The sequence below is a fragment of the Dyella sp. PARNA 12/25 genome (genome assembly GCF_055702865.1).
This window is the reverse complement of sequence record NZ_JBVQCI010000002.1, coordinates 296,191-315,578: the sequence shown is the minus strand read 5'-3', so window position 1 is coordinate 315,578 and position 19,388 is coordinate 296,191. Positions and strand designations below refer to the sequence as shown.

The following is a 19,388-nucleotide window of genomic DNA, read 5'->3' as shown; positions in this document are numbered from 1 at the left end:
CACAGATTTCTCATGAAACCCAAACCCAACGCCCTTTCCTGGTTGCTGCTCTCCATCGTCGTCATCGTGCTCGACCAGCTGAGCAAGTGGTGGGCGCTCACGGCATTGCAGCCGGCCGGTACGCCGTTTCCGGTGATTCCGGGCTTCCTCAACTGGACGCTGGCTTTCAACCGGGGCGCAGCCTTCAGCTTCCTCGCCAACAACACTGGCTGGCAACGCTGGTTCTTTGTGGTGCTGGCACTCGTGATCAGTGGCGTGCTGGTGAACTGGCTCGCGCGCACGCCGCGCCGGGACTGGAAAACGGCCATGCCGTTGGGCCTGATCATCGGTGGCGCGCTGGGCAACCTTATCGATCGCCTGCACGCGGCGCAGGTCACTGACTTCATCCAGGTCTATTACCAGGAGTGGAGCTACCCCGTGTTCAATCTCGCCGATTGCGGGATTACCGTGGGTGCGGTGATGCTGGTGGTGTTTGGCCTGTTTTCGGGCAAGTCCAAGGCCTAAGAGCCTGCTCCATCCATCCGCATAGCCCGCGTTGATCGCCCGCGCCCGCCAGGGAGTGGAGCGTGGCGAAGCGCCTGACTGGTGGTCAGGTCAAGCCGCGCGCCGCTTTCTGGCGGGCGCGGGCGACCAACCCTTCGGGCCGAGTCTGTTTGCCCGGCATCCTGCGTCATCACTCGGTTGTGTATCGACATACACGCCCGCGTTCTTCCTTGTCTGGCGGGTAAACAGCTCCCGGTGCGGGCCATGCGGATGGATGGAGCAGGCTCTAACCACCGTCACGTACGGCTAAACCGGCCGTGCGATAATACGGACCTGTCAGCCCCCGATAGGTCCGGAGCTTCCGTGGATATTCTGCTCGCCAACCCCCGTGGCTTCTGCGCCGGCGTGGATCGCGCCATCGCCATTGTCGAGCGTGCGCTTGAGTCGTACGGCGCGCCGATCTACGTGCGACACGAAGTCGTGCACAACCGCTACGTGGTCGACAAGCTGCGCGCCGATGGCGCGGTGTTCGTCGAGGAGCTGCACGAGGTACCCGATGGCGCCACGGTGATTTTCAGCGCCCACGGCGTCTCCAAGGCAGTGCGCGAAGAAGCCGACCAGCGCGGCCTCAAAGTGTTCGATGCCACCTGTCCGCTGGTGACCAAGGTACATATGGAAGTGGCGCGACTGGGGCGCGTCGGCCGCAGCGTTGTGCTTATCGGCCACGGTGGCCACCCTGAAGTGGAAGGCACCATGGGTCAGTGGAACCCCGCCAACAAAGGCGAGATCCTGCTGGTCGAATCGGTGGAATGCGTGGACACGCTGGAACCCAAGTTCCCGCACGAGCTGTCTTACGTCACCCAGACCACGCTCTCGGTGGACGACACCAAGGCCATCATCGAAGCATTGCGCGCCAAGTTTCCCGACATCGATGGTCCGCGCAAAGACGACATCTGTTACGCCACGCAGAACCGGCAGGATGCCGTGCGCCGCCTCGCCAGCGCGGTGGACCTGATGCTGGTCGTCGGCTCGGTCAACAGCTCCAACTCCAACCGCCTGCGCGAACTGGCGGAGAAGGAGGGCGTGCGCTCCTATCTGATCGACGGCGCCGAGCACATCGAGCGCAGCTGGCTGGATGGCGCCACCCGGATTGGTCTCACCGCGGGCGCCTCGGCTCCTGAAAAGCTCGTGCGCGACGTGATAGCACGCCTGCAATCGTGGGGAGCGGGCGGTGTGCGCGAACTCGACGGCGAGCCTGAGACGATTACCTTCGCGCTACCCAAAGAATTGCGCATGGCAGGCAACACCTCGACATCATTCTGATCGTTCACAGCTTGCGCGGCCTTCCCTGTCTCCGTAGAATTGGCGGTTCCTCGCCGGAATAGCTCAGTTGGTAGAGCGGCGCATTCGTAATGCGTAGGTCGTAGGTTCGATTCCTATTTCCGGCACCAGCTTGAAATTGTCTTGACTCATCAATGATTTAGCGATGATGTCGAGGCAAGTCTCAGATAAGGCCTCCAGCAAACGCTGGGGGCCTTTTTCTTTGGGCCGGCTTACCGCGCACCATCGCCCGCGGCACCCGAGCCTTTGGCTTCGTCGGCGCCTTCGTCAGCCAGTGGGCGCACGTACTCCACCAGCGAAACCAGCGTCTTGCCTGGCTCTTCCACCATCACTTCGTGTGCCGAATTCTCGAACCAGACCAGTCGTTTCAACGGCGCGTGCAGGTGGTTGAACCAGACTTCGCCCAGGCTGGATGAGACGTTGTGGTCGTGTCGCCCGAGAAAAAGGAACACCGGGCAGTCGAGATGCTGCACCTGACTGAAGTCCACGGTGAGCGCGGTGCTGAGCAGCTTGTTGAGCGAGAGCTGGTTGGCGGCGTCGATCGCCTTCACGTCGCTGTCGGTGTATTCGGGTGAAAGCGACATGGCGGCGGCTTCGGCATCACCACCGGTTCGACGATAGACCATGCCGCCGTACTGATTGAGCCACTTTCGCTGGATCATCAAGTGGGCAATTGGCACAGGCGTATTTCCCTCGGCGTACGGTGCGATGGATTGGAGCTCCTTGATCGCTTGCGCGTTACCAGCCTTGCGCGCTTCTTCCATGGCAAACGCCCAGCCCTGGCGCTCACTCTCGGGCATGTTGGTCATCTGGCCGATGCCGATGTACGCATAGAGCCAGTCGGGGTGCCGTTGCGCCAACTGCAGGCCAAGATACGAGCCCCAAGAGTGGCCGAGCAGAAAGATCTTCTTCTGCCCGAATTCCTTTCTTAGCCACGCCACCATTTCTTCGGTGTCGGCGACCATGCGTTCCGGCGTCATCGTAGGAGCGACAGCTGCGGGATCGTTGGCGGCGTACGTGCTGCCGGCGCCGCGTTGATCCCACTGCACAACGGTGAAGTAATCCTCCCAGCCACGCTGGAAATACCAGCTCGTGGGCATGGCCACCCATCCGGGGCCGCCGTGCACCATCAGCAGCACGGGATTGTGCCGATCATTGCCGCGAATGCTCACCCATTGGTCGATACCACCAATACGCACCTTCTCGTGCCTGTCGATGCCGTTAGGCGCAACGATGCGTTGCATGTCAGCAATGATCTTTACGGCTTCCGCCCGATTGTGGGGCGAGGGCGATTCGTCGGCGCGTACATGGGGTGCGGCGATGCAAAAGCTGAGTACCGCAACGAGCGACAACAATCCACGACACATGAGCTTGTTTCCTTGGATGGGTGCATCGTGGATACACACAGCAAAGGTTGAGCCAACCATCGCGGGGGCGTTGGCGCGCGCTATATATCGCCACTTGGGTGGCCTCAAAGGCGGCGTGAGCCTGTCCGTGGACAGTTGCGGACGTCCGCGCAGAGCAGGGGGTACTCAAGCCTCGCTGAACACGGCATATGATGGCGACGGGTGTATGTCCGCAGCGTCGCTACTCGCTTGGTTACGCTATGACCTTCCTCTGCTGCACCCGATCCAAGGCATGCAACAACCCCGATTGACGACGGCTCTGGTTGCCGATGCTGTAAGTGACGATGTCCGACGTCGACAGCAGGGAAAACCAGCGCTTTGCGCGGGTAATACCGGTGTAGAGCAGTTCGCGGGTGAGTACGGGGCCGGGTTCGTCTGGCAGCACGAGAGCCGCGTGATCGAACTCGGAACCCTGGGATTTGTGCACCGTCATCGCGTACACCGTTTCCCGTTCGCCCAGTCGGGCGGGCGGGACAAAACGAATGCGTGGCGTGGCGTCGCCGGCATGGCCCGCCACCTCAAACGCCACGCGCAACTGCATGGCGCCACGCTCATCCGGCACGCGCAGCGCAATGCCCACGTCGCCATTCATCAATCCCAGGCCGTAGTCATTGCGCGTCACCATTACCGGCCGGCCCTCGTACCATTCGCGGCTGGCATCGATCAGACCCGCCTGATGCAGGATGCCGGCGACTTGCCGGTTGAGCCCCTCTGTGCCAAACGGGCCTTGTCGCAGCGCACATAGCAACTGGTAGCTGCCAAACGCGTGCAGAACACCTTGCGCCCAAGTTTCAAACTCTCGCCCGTCATCGCGCGCCTGCGGGCGCCGTTGACGCAGCCATTCGAGATAGTGGCGATATCCCTGCGGTTGCGTGCCGTCCGCGCGAGTGGCGAAACGGCTCAAGCCGCCTTGCAGAACGAGTTCGGCCAAGCTGCTGGCATCGACCGCCTTGTCCATCCAGGCGATGTCGGTGTGCACGCCGCTTAGCAGTTGCCGTGCGCCAGTGGTGTTGCCCTCGTTGACGTGCAGGGCCAACTGGCCAATGCCGCTGTCTGCGCCGAAGCGGTGGCTGTGGCGTAGCATCGCAACGTGCTGGTCCAGCGGCGTTGCGTCTTGATGCATCCACTCATCGACGCGATCTCCCGTGACTTCGCGCAGCCATTGGGTCGTGTCGTTGCCGTAGTGGCCAGCGTCGGCGCGGTAGCAAAGGTCGCCCAGTACGGCGCCTGCTTCCACGGACGAGAGCTGATCCTTGTCGCCGAGCAGAATCAGTCGCGCGTCGTCAGGCAGTGCAGCGAGCACGGCCGACATCATCTCCAGATCGATCATCGACGCTTCGTCGATAACCAGGACGTCGAGATGCAGCGGATGGCTGCCGTCGTGGCGGAAGCGACGCGTATCCGGTCGCGCGCCTAGTAGTCGGTGCAGCGTGTCCACCTGGCTGGGAATGGTGGCGCGCACGGCATCATCCACATCCAGCTGTGCAATCTGCGTGCTGATGGACGCTTGCAGTCGCGCGGCGGCCTTGCCGGTGGGGGCGGCGAGACGAATCCGCAAGGCGCGTGCCGCGTCCTTCCATTGCAACGTTTGCAGCAAGCCGAGCAAGCGCACGACGGTCGTCGTTTTGCCAGTGCCGGGGCCGCCCGTGATCACTGTGAACGCACCGCGCGCCGCCAGCGCGCATGCCACGCGCTGCCAGTCGGGGCCGCTCGTGTCAGTGAGTGGGAAAAGTCGGGCGAGTTGTTCCGATAAATGCGCAGGCGTGGTGTAAGAAGCGGCGAGCCGTTTGCCAACAGCTTGCGCCACACGCTGTTCGTGATTCCAGTAGCGGCGCAGATACAGGCGCTGGCCGTCGAGCACCAGCGGTGAGCCAGCGTGTTGGGTATCGTCGGCAGACGCGACAAGTATCGAATCGGTCAATGCCGTCGTGTCGGCAGCCGCTGCGGCAAGCAGGGTGTGCCAGCTGGCCGGCCATGCGGATTCTTCGGCCAGCGGCTTCCACATGGCCAGATCCAGGCACAGGTGTCCGTCGGCTTGCTGGCGACTGGTGAGCGCGCCAAGTAGTGGCAGCGCGGCCGTGGCATGCGTGTCCTCTGCCGCGAGAAATTGAGCAAAGGCGACATCCAGCGGCCGCAAGAGGCCGCGTTCAACGGCCTGAAGGAGAGGGGCGAGTCGCTGATCAGGCTGCATGGGCGCGAACTCCTCCGGCAAACAGACGGTCGAGCGCCTCGATCAAGGCCAGCGGCAAACGCTCGCCGTGCACGCCATGACCCATGCCATCCACGCCACGCAAATAGAGATAAGCCACGCCACCCATGTGGCGCTCGTAATCGTAGCCTGGCAATCGCACGCGTAACTGTCGATGCAGGGCCAGCGTGTAGAGGGCGTATTGCAGGTCGTAGCGCTCGCGCAGCACCGATGCGCGCATGGCTTCCGGCGTATAGGCACTGGCGTCACCGCCGAGCTTGTTGGATTTGTAGTCGACGACGTAGTAGCGGCCCTGAACTTCGGCCACCAGGTCGACAAAGCCCTTGAGCAAACCGTTGATGCGGTCCGCCTGCAAGGGCAGGCGCGGCTGTGCATCGAGCGTGTGCGCAGTCACCAGTCGGTCCAGCGCCAGCGTGTCCACGTGGCGGGCTTCAAACCAGAACTCCAGTTCAGCGTAGTAACTGCTGAAACCGGCAAGGCTAACCGACCCGCCATCGGGCAGGGAAAGTGGTGTACGCAGCAGCTGAGGTATCCATTGCGTCAACAACGGTATATGTGATTGCCAGCCGCGGCGCTGGCAGCGCCTGGCAATTTCCGTCTCGAGGCCGCTAGCGTCCGCAGCGACCAGGCCGAAACCTTCGTCGGCGGCCCATTCCAGCAAATCATGCAGGAAGGTGCCGGCTTCCGCGCCGGCGTGAAAGGCGTGAATGCCTTGTGCGATGGCTTGTGGCATATCCACGGCAGCCGGCTGTTCGGCGCTCATTTCGATGCGCGTGTCCTGCGCAGCGGTTTCCGGCGCGGGCAAGCGGATTTCCTCGATCTCGTCATATCGCAGCGAGCTATAGCTGGCGACTCGCCACGGCTCGATGGGCATGCCCTTGTATTCGCGTGCTTCCCATAGCGAAGGGATATCGCTATCGCTCGCCTTGAGGGGACGCGCCTCCGGTTGCGAGAGCGTACGAATCTCCAGCCCTGCATATTCGCCGCGCAATGACTTCAGGCGTGGCAGCAAATCTTCAGGTGGGATGGTGGCGCCACCAGAGAGCACATAGCCAAAGGCCGATTTGTGCAAGACGGATGCCTTGCTGTTGCCAACGCGATAACAGGCAACGCCCAGCCAGCACGCGTATTGCGCGCGGGTGAGTGCCACGTATAACAGGCGCAGGTCCTCCTGAAGACGTTCGCGTTCGGCTTGGGCCCATGCGGCTGTATCGGCGCGCAGGTCGGTGCGTGGATCGCCGTGCTCGTCGTGCCAGGTGAAGTGGTCGTCCTGTTTGAGCTCACGTGCGGAGCACACAAAGGGAAGAAGTACCAGCGGGTACTCCAGACCTTTGGACTTGTGAATCGTCACTACCTTGATCAGTGCGGCCTCGCTTTCGAGTCGCACAATTTGTTCGTCCTGCGTCTCCGCCTGCGGGTCCGTGGCGGTGGCCATCTGCGTGGCCAGGTAGCGAATCAGTGCATGTTCGCCATCAAGATAGGTGGCAGCATGCTGCAACAACTCGGCGAGATGCAGCAGATTGGTGAGTGCGCGTTCACCATCGATACGCGCGAGCAATTGCGACGGAAGATCAAAGGCATGCAACAGGTCGTGCAGCATGGCCAGCACGCCATGGCGCTGCCAGGTGGCATGCAGTTGGTGAAAACGCGCGTCGCAGCGTTCCCAGTAGTGCTCGTCGACGTTGAGGCGATCCAGATCCGCATCGCTCAGGCCGAGTGTCGGGGTGGCCAGGGCGGCGCGCATGGCACGGTCAGACCCGGGGTCCGCGCAGGCTCGCAACCAACGCAGCAAGTCGGCCGCCTCAGCTGAGGCGTAAACGGAATCGCGATCGGAGAGGTAAACGCTCTTGAGTCCGCGCCGCTGCATCTCTTCGCGCACTGCCGCCGCTTCGCTGCCTTTGCGCACGAGTATGGCAATGTCACCGGGCTTGAGTGGCGTGAGTTCGCCATCCTTATCGACGAAGCCGCAACGTTTCTCCTGAGCGGCGGTGAGCAGGTCCACGATATAAGCGGCCGCATGCCTTGCCATAAGAGTGGTATAGGCCGAGCTGCTGATGGCTTCCGGGTGGTCCTCCACGGCGAGCTGCATGGGCGGCAAAGGTTGCCCGTCGAGCACCAGCCGATCACTGCGGCCACGTGCGCCGACGGCATGAAAGGGCAGGGCATGGTGGCCCTTGCCGAAGGCAAATGCACCGTCCTCGTGCGTGTCGGCATGCTCGAACACGCGATTGACCGCATTCACCAGCGCCTGCGTCGAACGGTAGTTGGTACCCAGCGTCCACATAGGCTGCTGCGCGGTGCCGCGTGCCTTCAGGTAGGTGTGGATATCTGCGCCACGAAAACCATAGATGGCCTGCTTGGGATCGCCGATCAACTGCAGGCCGGTGGCCTCGCGCCCTGCGTACACACGGCGGAAGATGCGCCACTGCAGTGGGTCGGTATCCTGAAACTCGTCGATCAACGCCATCGGATACTGCGTGGCGATGGTGTCGGCCAGTCGCTTGCCGGTCGTGCTATGCAACGCGCCATCCAGACGCTTCAGCATGTCGTCGAAGCCCAGCTGCGAGCGACGCTGCTTGGTCTGGTCCAGCCGGGTCGATACCCAGATGAGGGCGTGGGCAAGCACGGGTGCCTGCAGTGGTGCGAGCGTTCCCAGTGCCACCACGCATCTTTCTACAGCGTCGAAAGCAGCATGCGTGAGTGGCGTCGCTTGTTTGTTCTTGGCGGCGATCAAGGCCGATTGGGCGTAGCGGGGTAGGGTATCCGCGGCCTCGGCCTGGCCGTGTGCCCATTGCCGCAACAACGCGAGCTCGGCGAGTACTTTGTCGCGCCGCATCTTGTTGCCATTGAGGGCGCCGCTTTGCAGTGCTTCGACGAACATGGCCTCAATCTGCTCGATGTCACTCCGCCAGCGCTGACGGGCTTCATCCTCGACGGTGCGTGCGGCCCCAACCTGCTGGCTGACGTCATCGAGCACATGCGCTGGGTCCGGCAAAGGCCTGCCAGCCAGTCGCAGGCTCTCCAGTGGCTGGCGCAGCAGCGGTCGTAGCGCATGCTGAAGCTCGGCCGGTGTCTTCCACCAATGCGAGATGAGTGCGGCGCCGGCGCGGTCCAGCGGAAAGAAGTGGCTGCGCCAGTAGTCGCGCACCGTTTCCGCCAGCAATTCGCTTTCGTCGACTTCCGTGTCCTGCACAAAAGCGTGGCCGCTGTCGAACGCATGCTGGCTGAGCATGCGCTGGCACCATGCGTGAATGGTGTGGATGGCAGCCTCGTCCATCCACTGTGCCGCCAGTTCCAGTTGACGTGCTGCGCGTGCCCGCGCGTCATCGTCGGGGTAGACGGCCATCAAGTCGCGCAGGAAATCATCCGCTTCGCGACGCTGACGAAACGCGTCGGCCGCCTCGCTCAATCGCTCGCGAATGCGCTCGCGTAATTCTGCGGTGGCCGCCTTGGTGAAGGTAAGCACCAAAATCTGTGCAGGGAGCAATGGTGCGTTGCCGGGTGTGCCATGACCGAGCACCAGCCGCAGATACAGCGCAGCGATAGTCCAGGTTTTACCTGTGCCGGCGCTGGCCTCAATCAGTTGAATGCCATGCAGGGGCAGCGAGAGTGGTTTGAGTGGGGCGCTGGTGCTCAAGCGTCTTCTCCCGGCGAGACGGCTGCCATCAATGGGCGATACAGCGTCAACCATTGCGTAAAGCCGCCGGTTTGCATGGCACTGAAATCCGGCCAGGCGCGGGCAAGACAGGCATCTTCCCGGACTTCGCCGACACCGCCAAAGTCGCTGCCCTCATAGGCCAGCTGGGCGGCCTTGATGGCTTTCTCTTCATCGTCTGCTTGCTGCAGCCATGCAAAGGCGGTCTTGCGCGCCACCGGCAACGGTGCGCTCATGCCGCGCTGCATGGCTTCGAGCAACGCATCGAGTGTCGCCTTCGCGTCCGCTTGATCCATCGGCCCTAGGGTGAGGTGCGCATCCTGACCGATGATGCGCGTGCGCAGACGCAGCCCGCAGGCGTGAGCCAGCACGTGGATCACCCAGGCACCCAGCAGCTTGTCGTAGCGGATGCCACTTTTCTGCATCAGCTTCCCAGGCGCCAGTTCAAGCCGCGTGTACGACGTATCTTCGCCACGACGCAGGTCGGTGAGCCAGTCCTCCACGGTGATGCCGTATGCCGCGTACTGCAGCTCAATCTTGTCGGCCGTCATGGGCCAGCGTTCGCAAGCAGTCAGCCAGCGCCCGGCGAGTTCACGCCCCTCGCGGGCCAGCAGGCCGCGCGCCAAATCACCAAAGCCACCCGGCGGCAGGTTGCCTTGTACGGCGAGTTGGTCCGTGGCGGCATCCACGGCCTCACGAGCGTCGCCAGCGATAACGGCAGCGCGCAGGATGGTGGCGGTAGCAAGGTGGCGCTCAAGCGCATTCAGCCCGAACGGTTCGTCGTCGAGCGCCTCCTCGTCCAGCTCGCCGAAATGCACTTTCAGGCGATGATTAAAGAAGTAGCGGACAGGTCGATTGAGGAAAGCCTGCAGTAGCGCGATGCTGATGGAGGCGTCGGGCACCCACGCAGGCAGCGGCGCATTGGCTACCGGCTCCGGCAAACGATGCGCTTGCCGCCATTCGCTGGCATAGGTAAACAGGTGCGCATCCGCATCGGCGCTGAAGTAGCGCCGGCTGAAAGGCTGCAGCGGGTGTACGGTGGTGAGCGCGGCAAGCAGGTGTTTGCCGGCATCGATGTCCGCAGCATCGTCATCGTCACGATGCCAACCCGTGCTCACGACATCGCGCAGCTGGCCCACCAGTACCGAAGGTGGCATCGCTGTGTTGTCACGCACGTTGCGGCCCACCCAGCTGATGTAGAGCGCGTCACGCGCGGAAACCAGCGCTTCCAGAAACAGGTAGCGATCATCCTCGCGGCGCGAGCGGTCACCGGGGCGCGCGTGACCGGGTTGCGCCATCAGGTCAAAGTCTGCCGGCGCCTGACGACGCGGATAGTCTCCATCGTTCATGCCAAGCAGGCACACCACGCGGAACGGGATCGCGCGCATGGGCATCAGGGTGCAGAAGCTCACCGCGCCGCCGAGAAAACGTTGCGAGAGACGGCTCTCGTCCATCGTTTTCAGCCAGTGCTCGCGAACGATACCCAAGGGCAGGGGCAGGTCGAGGCCGGCCTGTTCGCACGCTTCTTTCCAGTCGTCCAGCGCGTCGGCCAGGCGAGTCAGGCGATCGCTGTCGCCCGGATCCGTGGCATCGAAAAAATCGGTGAGCAGTTGCTGCAGGCGTTCATGCCATTGAGTCGGGGCTGCCGGTTGTCGCAGCTGCTGCCAGTAGCGTTCCAGCTCGTCGAGCAGTTGGGTCAGTGGCCCGACCAGCGCGGCATCGAGTCCGCCTACTTCGTCGAAGGGGGCGATGCCTTGCCAGGTTTCGCCATCGCCCACGGCATAACCGAGCAACATGCGGCGCAGCCCAAAACGCCAGCTGTTTTGTTCGAAGCCCGGAAGCTCCAGGCTGCGTTTTTGTTCGCCATCCAATCCCCAGCGAATACCTGCGCCTTCGATCCAGCGGCGCAGGGTGGGCAGGCCGGATTCGTCCACGCCAAAACGCGTGCGCAACGCCGGCACATCGAGCAAGTCCAGCAGGTTGCTTACGGCAAAGCGCGATTCCGGCAGCGACAACAGGTGTTCCAGCGCCACCATCAACGGCACGGCGCCACGGCTCGGTTGATCGGTCACGGCGTAGGGCAGATGGCGCGGATCATCCGGCGACAGGCGGCCGAATACGGCCTGGATGTGCGGCGCGTAGGTCTGGATATCCGGCACCATCACAATCACATCGCGCGGTGACAGCGCTTCGCCTTTCCTGCCGGCTTCCTCGAACATCGCAAGGAGCTGGTCGTGCAGAATCTCCACTTCGCGCTGCGGGTTGTGCGCGATGTGGAAACGCAGCGAGCTGTCGCTGCCATGCCACGGCTTGCGTTGCGCCGGCTGCGTCGGCAGCGGTTCCAGATCGAGTATGGCCTGCTGCATCTGACGCAGCAGGGTGCTGCTGTCGGTGTCGGCAAACAGGTCGATGCTGCGGTTCCACGCAGCGAATTGCTGGCGATAGCTTTCGGGCTTGTCGAACGCATCCAGCAGGCGGATATAGTCGCGCCCCTGACGCCCCCATGCCGCCAGCAGCGGGTTGGCATGCAGATGCAGTTCTTCGTAACGCGGCTCGGCAGGCAGACCGGGCTTGCCGGAGTGACGGCGTTGCGCGGCCTTGAACAGCTCGCGGTCCTCGATGATGTCGGCCCAGTAGTGGCGGCACGGGTTGGCCACCAGCAGCATCACCTGACAAAACTTCGACAAGGCCGTCAGCGCCTCCAGCGTCTGCTGCGGCAACGAGGAGATGCCAAACACTACGATGCGCCTTGGCAGCGCCGCCGGGCGCGTGGTCAGCAGGGCGACGCGATCGAGAAAGGCTTGATGCACGGCGGCGCGATGGTTGTGGCGCTCGCTGCCTACGTCGTCGAGCAACAGCTGCCATAGCCGAGCCTGCCAGCGCTGGTCGGGGGCAAGTGGCGTGTGCTTGCCGCGCAGTTCGTCGCGCAGCTGGTAATGGCCGTGCTCCCAGTCGGTCAGCCAGTCGGCGCGATAGACCTGGTACTGGTCGAAGAGATCGGCCACCCGCTCGGCCAGCTGGAAGCGCTTGCGCTCGTCCGGGTCGTTGCGCAGGAAATCCCGTAGCGGTGCGAAGTCGGGTTCGTGCAGATGGGCCGGCAGCAGTCGCAACAAGCGCCAGCTCAGGCGTGACTTGTCGAATGGCGAGGTGGTGGCTACCGCCTCGCGCCCCAGCACGCCACGGTACGCGGCCCAAAGAAAGCGGCCGGGCAGTTGCACGTCAATGGCAGCGCTGATGCCCAGGCCGCCCTCATCCACCGGCCGTGCCAAAGCCCACTTAAGCCATTGCGCAATGCCGTTGCTCTGCACGAGCATCAGCTCGTTCTCCAGCGGGCGCAGGGGGGCGCGGGACAGCCACGCAGTGAGCAGGTCGCGCAGGTCTTCCATGCGATTGCCATGGATCACCATCAGGCCCGGCTTGATAGGGGCCTCCAGAGGCAGGTCCAGGTTGTGCGTCACGGCAGGCAAGGGGCGAGGTTGCTCATGGGGGCATTTTCACCGAGCGGGCGAGAGATGTCGCGCATCTTCGGCCAGAAGCGTCGCAAATCCTGGGAGTCCATCACCACGCGCCCATCCGCGCCATCGCCAGCACATGCCCGTACTGCGCAGTGGTTCAAAGTGAATATGAGAGTCGTCGCAACGACGGCGCGGAGCAAGGCGTCCACAATGCGCGCGCCTCGTCGCGATGATGTGTGGTGCTCGCCTAGGAAACGGGGCTGCCCATCACGCGGCGGGGCGCCTCGTGGAAAGAAGCATCCCGCATTGGCCCTTGGCGCACCTGATTAGCCGTGCATTTCCAGCGTAGCGGGAGGGGGCATGTTGGCCATGTCGGCCAGGTTCATCGAACGCTCTGCGCGTTCTAGCGCGGTGCACGCCGACTCCGCGGCGTAGCGCATCAGGTAAGCCAGGTGGGCGCGGTACTGGGAGCCGATGCCATGCGCGCGAATCATGCTGGCGGCCTCGGCGAGACATTCCAGGTCGTTATAGGCGCGATCCAGATCCGTGCTGCTCTGGCACTGCACAAAGGCATGTGCGCCCTCGGGGTCACGCGAGCGCAGATTCACCACATCTTCCACCAGCCGGGCTGCCTGCCGGGCGGCAAATACCAGCACATCGGCCGTCGCGTGCGACAGCTCACTATCAGAAACAGCTCGATCCGTCAGCTCGACCAGGCTACGAGTAACAACAAGCAGCTGAGTGACGGGTCGAACCCCGCCTTCACTCTGGGTCATCATTCCGGCACCCCCTCCGGAGAATAGTTAGTGGCGTATTGTCCACGGAGCGAGGGCTTTTGTGTATGGGAAGAATGGAAGTGTCCCAGGGATGGCAGCCACGAGCGTGCCACCGTTGAGAGCTCCCCCCCCCCCGTCGATGAATCTCCATGAGTGTCAGGTGGTTGCGTGCTGTGGTTCGCTCTGGCCTCAGCCTTGCAGCGAACTAACGCGTCAATACATCTGGCGCAGATCACCGGTCGGCGGTGTCACCCCGTCGGCGGTAGGTTGACGGGGTGCTTACGTTGCCCCTTGGTCAGGTTTTGACGCAAGGCGTGTCCGCCCCAGCAAACGAGAGCCCTATGCCGCAACGTGGTCGATCTGTTCCAAGGCTGCGCGTATCGCCGTTGCGCGTTTCTTATCCATGTAGCGCATGCGCGCTTTCAACGTGCCGAGCAGCGCCTGCCTTACGAGTGCACCCCGTGGGTGACGTGGATCGAGCCCCGTTTTGATAACGGACATGGCATAGAGGCGGTGCGCCGGCTCCAGATCGGCAAAGCAATCCGCCAGGGTTTTGCCCACCATGGCGTACACCAGGGATTCTGGTGGGTTGTCGTGCCACTGCCGGTGAAGACGACGCTCCGTTTGACGGAGTGCCGGGATCATCGACAGGGCTTCAATAAGGTCATGAGAGGCAATACGGCGGTTCACAGCGCACAGATATCCATATCTCTGTTGTCTGTGAAACATCGCAATGCCAGAACTTTCGGTAAATCGGGCGGGCACCTGCCACCTTGTCGGGGTTTCGCCTACGTTGTGTCGGCATATGTGTAGGCGCACCTTCAACAAGGGGCGGTCGAGTCGCGCGTTACCATGCAAATCCCGGAGGCGATTTTTTGTTGCGCGGCGCCGGCGCCAGGGGCGATGTCTCGGGCTGGTGAGCCCGGTAAGCGATGGGCCACTCGGTGGAGCTTCGAAATAAGGGCCAAAAAACGCGACTCACCTGGTTGGGGTAGCCTCTATGCGCCGTACACGCCAACAAAAAAGCCACCCTTTTGGGGTGGCTTTTTCAAATACGGATGGTGGGCGATGCAAGGATCGAACTTGCGACACCTGCCGTGTGAAGGCAGTGCTCTACCGCTGAGCTAATCGCCCGCCGAGCCCGGAAATATACGGGGTGTGGCCGGGTGGGTCAAGTCTCCGACATAAAAATAGGTCCATCGAGGCAGTTGGCTGAAAGGTAGGTGCGTACAATGGCCCGTTTCCCCGATATTGGCTCGCCCCATGGACCTCCAGCCGCACCACATCACCCACGTAGTGGAATCCTTGCGTAACTTCGAGCTTACGCCTTGGAAAACGGTCGGATTTCTGGGTTCGGTGATGTTTACCAGCCGGTGGTTCGTGCAGCTGTACTACACCCGCAAACTGAAACGGGTGGTGATGCCCTTGTCGTTCTGGTGGCTTTCGGTGGTCGGCAGTGCCTTGCTGCTGTCGTACTTCATCTTCGGCAAGAACGACTCGGTGGGCATTCTGTCCAACTTCTTCCCGGCGTTTGTCTCGGTCTACAACCTCGTGGTGCACATGCGCGAGGTCAAGCGCCGCGACCTGGTCGAGAGTGAGGTCTGAGAGCGAGGAGTGAGTGCAGAGGAGTGCGAAACGAGAGCCGGCATTCGCGCTTTCTCTCACTTCTCTGTTCTTGCCCCTGTGATCTCCGCTTCCCCTCTGAGCCCGGCACAGTCGGCCGCCTGTTTGCCGCTGATGCGACCCATTGTAGGAGCGCACTTGTGCGCGACCGCGGCGCATCAACCGTACCGCTTCGCTGGGTTGTCGCGCACACGTGCGCTCCTACAAATCTGTAGTTGCCCCTGGGATCTCAGCTTCTCCTCTGAGCCCGGCATAGTCGGCCGCCTGTTTGTCGCTGATGCGACCCACGGTAGGAGCGCACTTGTGCGCGACCGCGGCGCATCAACCGTACCGCTTCGCTGGGTTGTCGCGCACAAGTGCGCTCCTACAAAAGGGTGAGGTCGGGCTGTTAATCCGGGTCGTAGTCGAGGTTCGGTGCCAGCCAGCGTTCGGCTTCCTCACGCGTCCAGCCTTTGCGCTTGGCGTAATCGTCTACTTGCTCGCGGGTAAGGCGGCCCACCACGAAGTACTGACTGTCCGGGTGGGAGAAGTACCAGCCGGATACCGCCGCCGTGGGAAACATGGCAAAGCCGTCAGTGAGTTCGATGCCGGCGTTGTGGGTGGCGTCGAGCAGGCGGAATAGCGTGGCTTTTTCGGTGTGGTCTGGACACGCCGGGTAGCCTGGGGCAGGGCGGATGCCGAGATACTTCTCGTCGATCAGTGCGTTGTTGTCCAGCGACTCGTCGGGTGCGTAGCCCCAGAACTCGCGGCGCACGCGTTCGTGCATGCGCTCGGCAAAAGCTTCGGCGAGGCGGTCTGCGAGAGCCTTGAGCAGGATGGCGGAATAGTCGTCATGCTCGGCCTCGAAGCGCGCGACGTGCGCGTCGATGCCAATGCCGGCTGTGACCGCGAACCCGCCCACCCAGTCTTGTTTGCCGGCGCTCTTTGGCGCCACGAAGTCGGAGAGGCAGAAGTCGGGGCGTTCCACCGGCTTGTCGACCTGCTGGCGAAGATGGTGCAGCACCGTCTTCTTTCCATCGCCGGCCTGGATCTCGATATCGTCGCCCACGTTGGCGGCTGGCCAGAAACCGATCACGCCGCGAGCAGTGAGCCACTTCTCGGCGATGAGCTTGTCCAGCATCGCCTGGGCATCCTTGAAGAGCTCGGTGGCCTGCTTGCCCACGATCTCGTCTTCGAGAATGGCGGGATAACGCCCGGCCAGTTCCCAGGCATTGAAGAAGGGTGACCAGTCGATGTAGCGACGCAGCTCGGCGAGATCGTAGTCGTGAAATACGCTGATGCCAGGCTGTCGCGGCTGCGGCGGCGCATAGCTTGCCCAATCAGTGCTGAAGCGCTGGGCGCGTGCCTTGTCCAGCGGCACCAACGGCTTGCCGTTGCCACGCTGCCGATGGCGTTCGCGCACTTCGGCGTACTCTTCCTTGATCTTCGCGATGAATGCATCGACCAGCTCTTTGCTCACCAGCGACTGGGCGACACCTACCGCTCGAGAGGCGTCCTTCACCCACACTGTGGGTGACTTGTAGTGCGGCTCGATCTTGAGCGCGGTGTGCGCGCGCGAAGTGGTGGCACCACCGATCATCAGTGGAATCTGGAAGTTCTGGCGCTGCATCTCGCGCGCCACCTGGCTCATTTCTTCCAGCGAAGGTGTAATCAGGCCAGAGAGGCCGATGATGTCGGCTTGCTCGGCGATGGCCGTGTCGAGGATCTTCTGCGCCGGCACCATCACGCCAAGGTCGATCACGTCGAAGTTGTTGCAGCGAAGCACCACGCCGACGATGTTCTTGCCGATGTCGTGCACGTCGCCCTTGACCGTGGCCATCACGATCTTGCCGTTGGATTTGCCGGCGTCGCCGGTGCGGGACTTTTCTTCCTCGATGAAAGGAATGAGGTGGGCCACGGCTTTCTTCATGACGCGCGCCGACTTCACCACCTGGGGCAGGAACATCTTGCCGGCGCCGAACAGGTCGCCGACGACGTTCATGCCATCCATTAGCGGGCCTTCGATCACGTCCAGCGTGCGTGTCGTAGCAACGCGTGCTTCCTCGGTATCCTCGACCACGTACTGGTCGATGCCATGCACGAGGGCATGGCTGAGGCGTTCGCGCACGGGTTTTTCACGCCATGCGAGGTTTTCGACAACAACTTCGCCCTTCTTCGCCTTGTAGTTGTCGGCGATTTCCAGCAGGCGTTCGGTGGCGTCGGAGCGGCGGTTGAGCACCACGTCTTCCACGCGTTCGCGCAGCTCGTCTGGGAGGTCGTCGTAGATCATCAACGCACCGGCGTTGACGATGCCCATGTCCATGCCGGCCTTGATCGCGTGATACAAGAATACGGAGTGGATCGCTTCGCGCACGGTGTTATTGCCGCGGAACGAGAAGGAGACGTTGGAGACGCCGCCGGAGATATGTGAGTCGGGGAAGCGGCGCTTCAGTTCGCGCGTGGCTTCGATGAAATCCACAGCGTAGTTGTTGTGTTCTTCGATGCCCGTGGCGATGGCGAAGACGTTCGGGTCGAAGATGATGTCTTCAGGCGGAAAGTCGAGCCTGGTGGTGAGCAGCTCGAAGGCACGCGAGCAGATTTCCACCTTGCGTTCGCAGGTGTCAGCCTGGCCTTGTTCGTCGAACGCCATCACCACGACCGCGGCGCCGTACTGCTGCACCTTGCGCGCGTGTTCGAGGAAGAGCTCCTCGCCTTCCTTCATCGAGATGGAGTTGACGATGCCCTTGCCCTGCAGGCAGCGCAGGCCGGCTTCAATCACGCTCCACTTGGACGAATCGACCATCACCGGCACGCGCGCAATGTCAGGCTCAGCGGCGATCAGATTCAGGTATCGCGTCATGGCGGCTTCGGAATCGATCAGGCCTTCGTCCATGTTGACGTCGATGATCTGCGCGCCATTGGCCACCTGCTGGCGTGCGACATCCACAGCCTCTTCGTAGCGCTCTTCCTTGACCAGTTTGCGGAACTGCGCCGATCCGGTGACGTTGGTGCGTTCGCCCACGTTGACGAACAACAGATCGGGGGTGATGACCAGCGGTTCGAGGCCTGAGAGACGGGTGTAGCGGGGCATCATGCTTTGTCCTCCTCTCCCCGGCGGGGAGAGGATTGGTGTGAAGGGGCCGTGGGCGTCAGACCGTGGATGGTGGTACGCGTGGAGACGTGCAAGCAGAGGTGGGGCGAGTGGCCGCGAGTTGTTCCCTCAACGTCATTCCCGCGAAAGCGGGAATCCAGTGCCTTTGAGTGGCTCGCCTTGGCCGCAAACCCTAAAGACGCTGGATTCCCGCTTTCGTGGGAATGACGGAGAGCGAGACCCGGCGTTACGTAGTCAATCTCCAAACCAGCAACCATGCCTCGCATTACGCGGCCTCCTGCTTTTCGGCCGGCAGCGTGCGTGGAGTTACGTTGCGCACGGCGTCGGCAATGGCCTTGATATGCGCTGGCGTGGTGCCGCAGCAACCGCCGACCATATTCAACAGGCCATCGCGTGCGAAGCCGCCGATTACCGACGCCATCTGTTCGGGCGTTTCGTCGTATTCGCCGAAAGCATTGGGCAGGCCGGCGTTGGGGTGCGTGCTGACGAAACAATTGGCGCTATTCGCCAGCACCTGCACGTGCGGGCGCAGGTCGGCCGCGCCCAGCGCGCAGTTGAGGCCCACGGAAATGGGCCGGGCATGCTGTACCGAGTAGTAGAACGCTTCGGCCGTCTGGCCCGAGAGCGTGCGGCCGGACCGATCTGTGATGGTGCCGGAGATCATCACCGGCAAGCGTGCGCCGCGCTGGTGGAACAGTTCGCTGAGTGCAAACAGCGCCGCCTTGGCGTTGAGCGTATCGAAGATGGTTTCGACCATGATGAGGTCGGCGCCACCGTCGATCAGGCCGCTTGCCGCTTCGGTGTAGTTGGTCACCAGCTCTTCAAACGTCACGTTGCGGAAGCCGGGGTCGTTCACGTCCGGCGACAGCGATGCGGTGCGGCTGGTGGGGCCGAGCACGCCAATGACGAAGCGCGGCTTGTCGGGCGTCTTCGCCTCCATGGCATCACATGCAGCGCGGGCAATGCGTGCACCTTCCCGGTTCAACTCATAGGCCAGGTGCTCGAGGTGGTAGTCGGCCTGGCTGATGCGCGTGGAATTGAAGGTGTTGGTTTCGACCAGATCCGCGCCTGCTTCGAGATAGGCCTGGTGCACGCCGCGAATGATGTCCGGGGTGGTCAGCGTGAGCAGATCGTTGTTGCCCTTCAGGTCGCAACCACCCGGGTGATCGTGCGTGTGCGCGCTGTCGTGACCATGCACGAAGCGCTCGCCGCGAAACGCAGTTTCATCGAGCTGATGTTGCTGCAGCATGGTGCCCATGCCGCCATCGATGATGAGGATGCGCTCGCGCAGCTGTCGTTGCAGCAAGGCGACGCGTTCGGGGTGGAGCCAGGGCAGCGTACTCATGACA

Annotated in this window: 11 protein-coding genes and 2 tRNA genes; 4 read left to right on the top strand and 9 right to left on the bottom strand. The window is 62.6% G+C overall.

Going from position 1 to position 19,388, the window contains the following annotated elements; genetic code table 11:
- The first annotated feature begins 12 nt into the window (after window positions 1-12).
- The 3 genes from lspA (at window position 13) to AC0GUR_RS06050 (ending at window position 1,934) form a co-directional block, all read left to right on the top strand.
- On the top strand, window positions 13-504 hold the full coding sequence (gene lspA / locus AC0GUR_RS06060; protein WP_472876570.1) for a signal peptidase II: 492 nt from the start codon (window positions 13-15) through the stop codon (window positions 502-504).
- Window positions 505-846: 342 nt separating this feature from the next.
- Window positions 847-1,806: a 4-hydroxy-3-methylbut-2-enyl diphosphate reductase gene (ispH, locus tag AC0GUR_RS06055; protein WP_472876569.1), complete on the top strand. Its 960-nt coding sequence runs from the start codon at window positions 847-849 to the stop codon at window positions 1,804-1,806.
- 52 nt (window positions 1,807-1,858) lie between these two features.
- Window positions 1,859-1,934 (top strand) — tRNA-Thr (locus AC0GUR_RS06050).
- A 102-nt stretch (window positions 1,935-2,036) separates the two neighbouring features.
- On the opposite strand, the gene AC0GUR_RS06045 is transcribed toward AC0GUR_RS06050, so the two are convergent.
- From AC0GUR_RS06045 to AC0GUR_RS06015, 7 genes are all read right to left on the bottom strand, one after another.
- The gene (locus AC0GUR_RS06045; protein WP_472876568.1) at window positions 2,037-3,191 is read right to left on the bottom strand and encodes an alpha/beta hydrolase; all 1,155 of its coding nucleotides are present in this window, start codon (window positions 3,189-3,191) and stop codon (window positions 2,037-2,039) included.
- Window positions 3,192-3,423: 232 nt separating this feature from the next.
- The gene (gene recD / locus AC0GUR_RS06040) at window positions 3,424-5,421 is read right to left on the bottom strand and encodes an exodeoxyribonuclease V subunit alpha (protein WP_472876567.1); all 1,998 of its coding nucleotides are present in this window, start codon (window positions 5,419-5,421) and stop codon (window positions 3,424-3,426) included.
- Window positions 5,411-9,076 carry an exodeoxyribonuclease V subunit beta gene (recB, locus tag AC0GUR_RS06035; RefSeq protein ID WP_472876566.1) on the bottom strand — a complete coding sequence of 1,222 codons (3,666 nt, stop codon included), beginning with the start codon at window positions 9,074-9,076 and terminating at the stop codon, window positions 5,411-5,413. The genes recD and recB overlap by 11 nt, the downstream gene beginning before the upstream one ends.
- Complete coding sequence (gene recC, locus AC0GUR_RS06030; RefSeq protein ID WP_472876866.1) at window positions 9,073-12,552, bottom strand: exodeoxyribonuclease V subunit gamma; 3,480 nt, start codon at window positions 12,550-12,552, stop codon at window positions 9,073-9,075. Before recC ends, recB begins: the two co-directional genes overlap by 4 nt.
- A gap of 323 nt (window positions 12,553-12,875) precedes the next feature.
- A complete protein-coding gene (locus AC0GUR_RS06025; RefSeq protein ID WP_472876565.1) occupies window positions 12,876-13,328 on the bottom strand; it encodes a hypothetical protein in 453 nt (150 codons plus the stop codon).
- Window positions 13,329-13,664: 336 nt separating this feature from the next.
- Window positions 13,665-14,015 carry a hypothetical protein gene (locus AC0GUR_RS06020; protein WP_472876564.1) on the bottom strand — a complete coding sequence of 117 codons (351 nt, stop codon included), beginning with the start codon at window positions 14,013-14,015 and terminating at the stop codon, window positions 13,665-13,667.
- Between the two features lie 369 nt (window positions 14,016-14,384).
- Window positions 14,385-14,459 (bottom strand) — tRNA-Val (locus AC0GUR_RS06015).
- A 129-nt stretch (window positions 14,460-14,588) separates the two neighbouring features.
- Here AC0GUR_RS06015 and AC0GUR_RS06010 point away from each other — a divergent pair.
- On the top strand, window positions 14,589-14,930 hold the full coding sequence (locus AC0GUR_RS06010) for a lipid-A-disaccharide synthase N-terminal domain-containing protein (protein ID WP_472876563.1): 342 nt from the start codon (window positions 14,589-14,591) through the stop codon (window positions 14,928-14,930).
- A 406-nt stretch (window positions 14,931-15,336) separates the two neighbouring features.
- Here AC0GUR_RS06010 and metH read toward each other — a convergent pair whose 3' ends face one another.
- Together metH and AC0GUR_RS06000 are read right to left on the bottom strand one after the other, a co-directional pair.
- Window positions 15,337-18,021: a methionine synthase gene (gene metH / locus AC0GUR_RS06005; protein ID WP_472876562.1), complete on the bottom strand. Its 2,685-nt coding sequence runs from the start codon at window positions 18,019-18,021 to the stop codon at window positions 15,337-15,339.
- Between the two features lie 283 nt (window positions 18,022-18,304).
- Window positions 18,305-19,384 (bottom strand): homocysteine S-methyltransferase family protein, encoded by a 1,080-nt coding sequence (locus AC0GUR_RS06000; protein WP_472876561.1) that lies wholly within the window; start codon window positions 19,382-19,384, stop codon window positions 18,305-18,307.
- Window positions 19,385-19,388 lie beyond the last annotated feature (4 nt).

Bases quoted from the DNA above. Each gene is read 5' to 3' on its own strand.
- lspA (WP_472876570.1), top strand. From the start codon at position 13: ATGAAACCCAAACCCAACGCCCTTTCCTGGTTGCTGCTCTCCATCGTC.
- recD (WP_472876567.1), bottom strand. From the start codon at position 5,421: ATGCAGCCTGATCAGCGACTCGCCCCTCTCCTTCAGGCCGTTGAACGC.
- AC0GUR_RS06000 (WP_472876561.1), bottom strand. From the start codon at position 19,384: ATGAGTACGCTGCCCTGGCTCCACCCCGAACGCGTCGCCTTGCTGCAA.
- AC0GUR_RS06045 (WP_472876568.1), bottom strand. From the start codon at position 3,191: ATGTGTCGTGGATTGTTGTCGCTCGTTGCGGTACTCAGCTTTTGCATC.
- AC0GUR_RS06025 (WP_472876565.1), bottom strand. From the start codon at position 13,328: ATGATGACCCAGAGTGAAGGCGGGGTTCGACCCGTCACTCAGCTGCTT.
- AC0GUR_RS06010 (WP_472876563.1), top strand. From the start codon at position 14,589: ATGGACCTCCAGCCGCACCACATCACCCACGTAGTGGAATCCTTGCGT.
- metH (WP_472876562.1), bottom strand. From the start codon at position 18,021: ATGATGCCCCGCTACACCCGTCTCTCAGGCCTCGAACCGCTGGTCATC.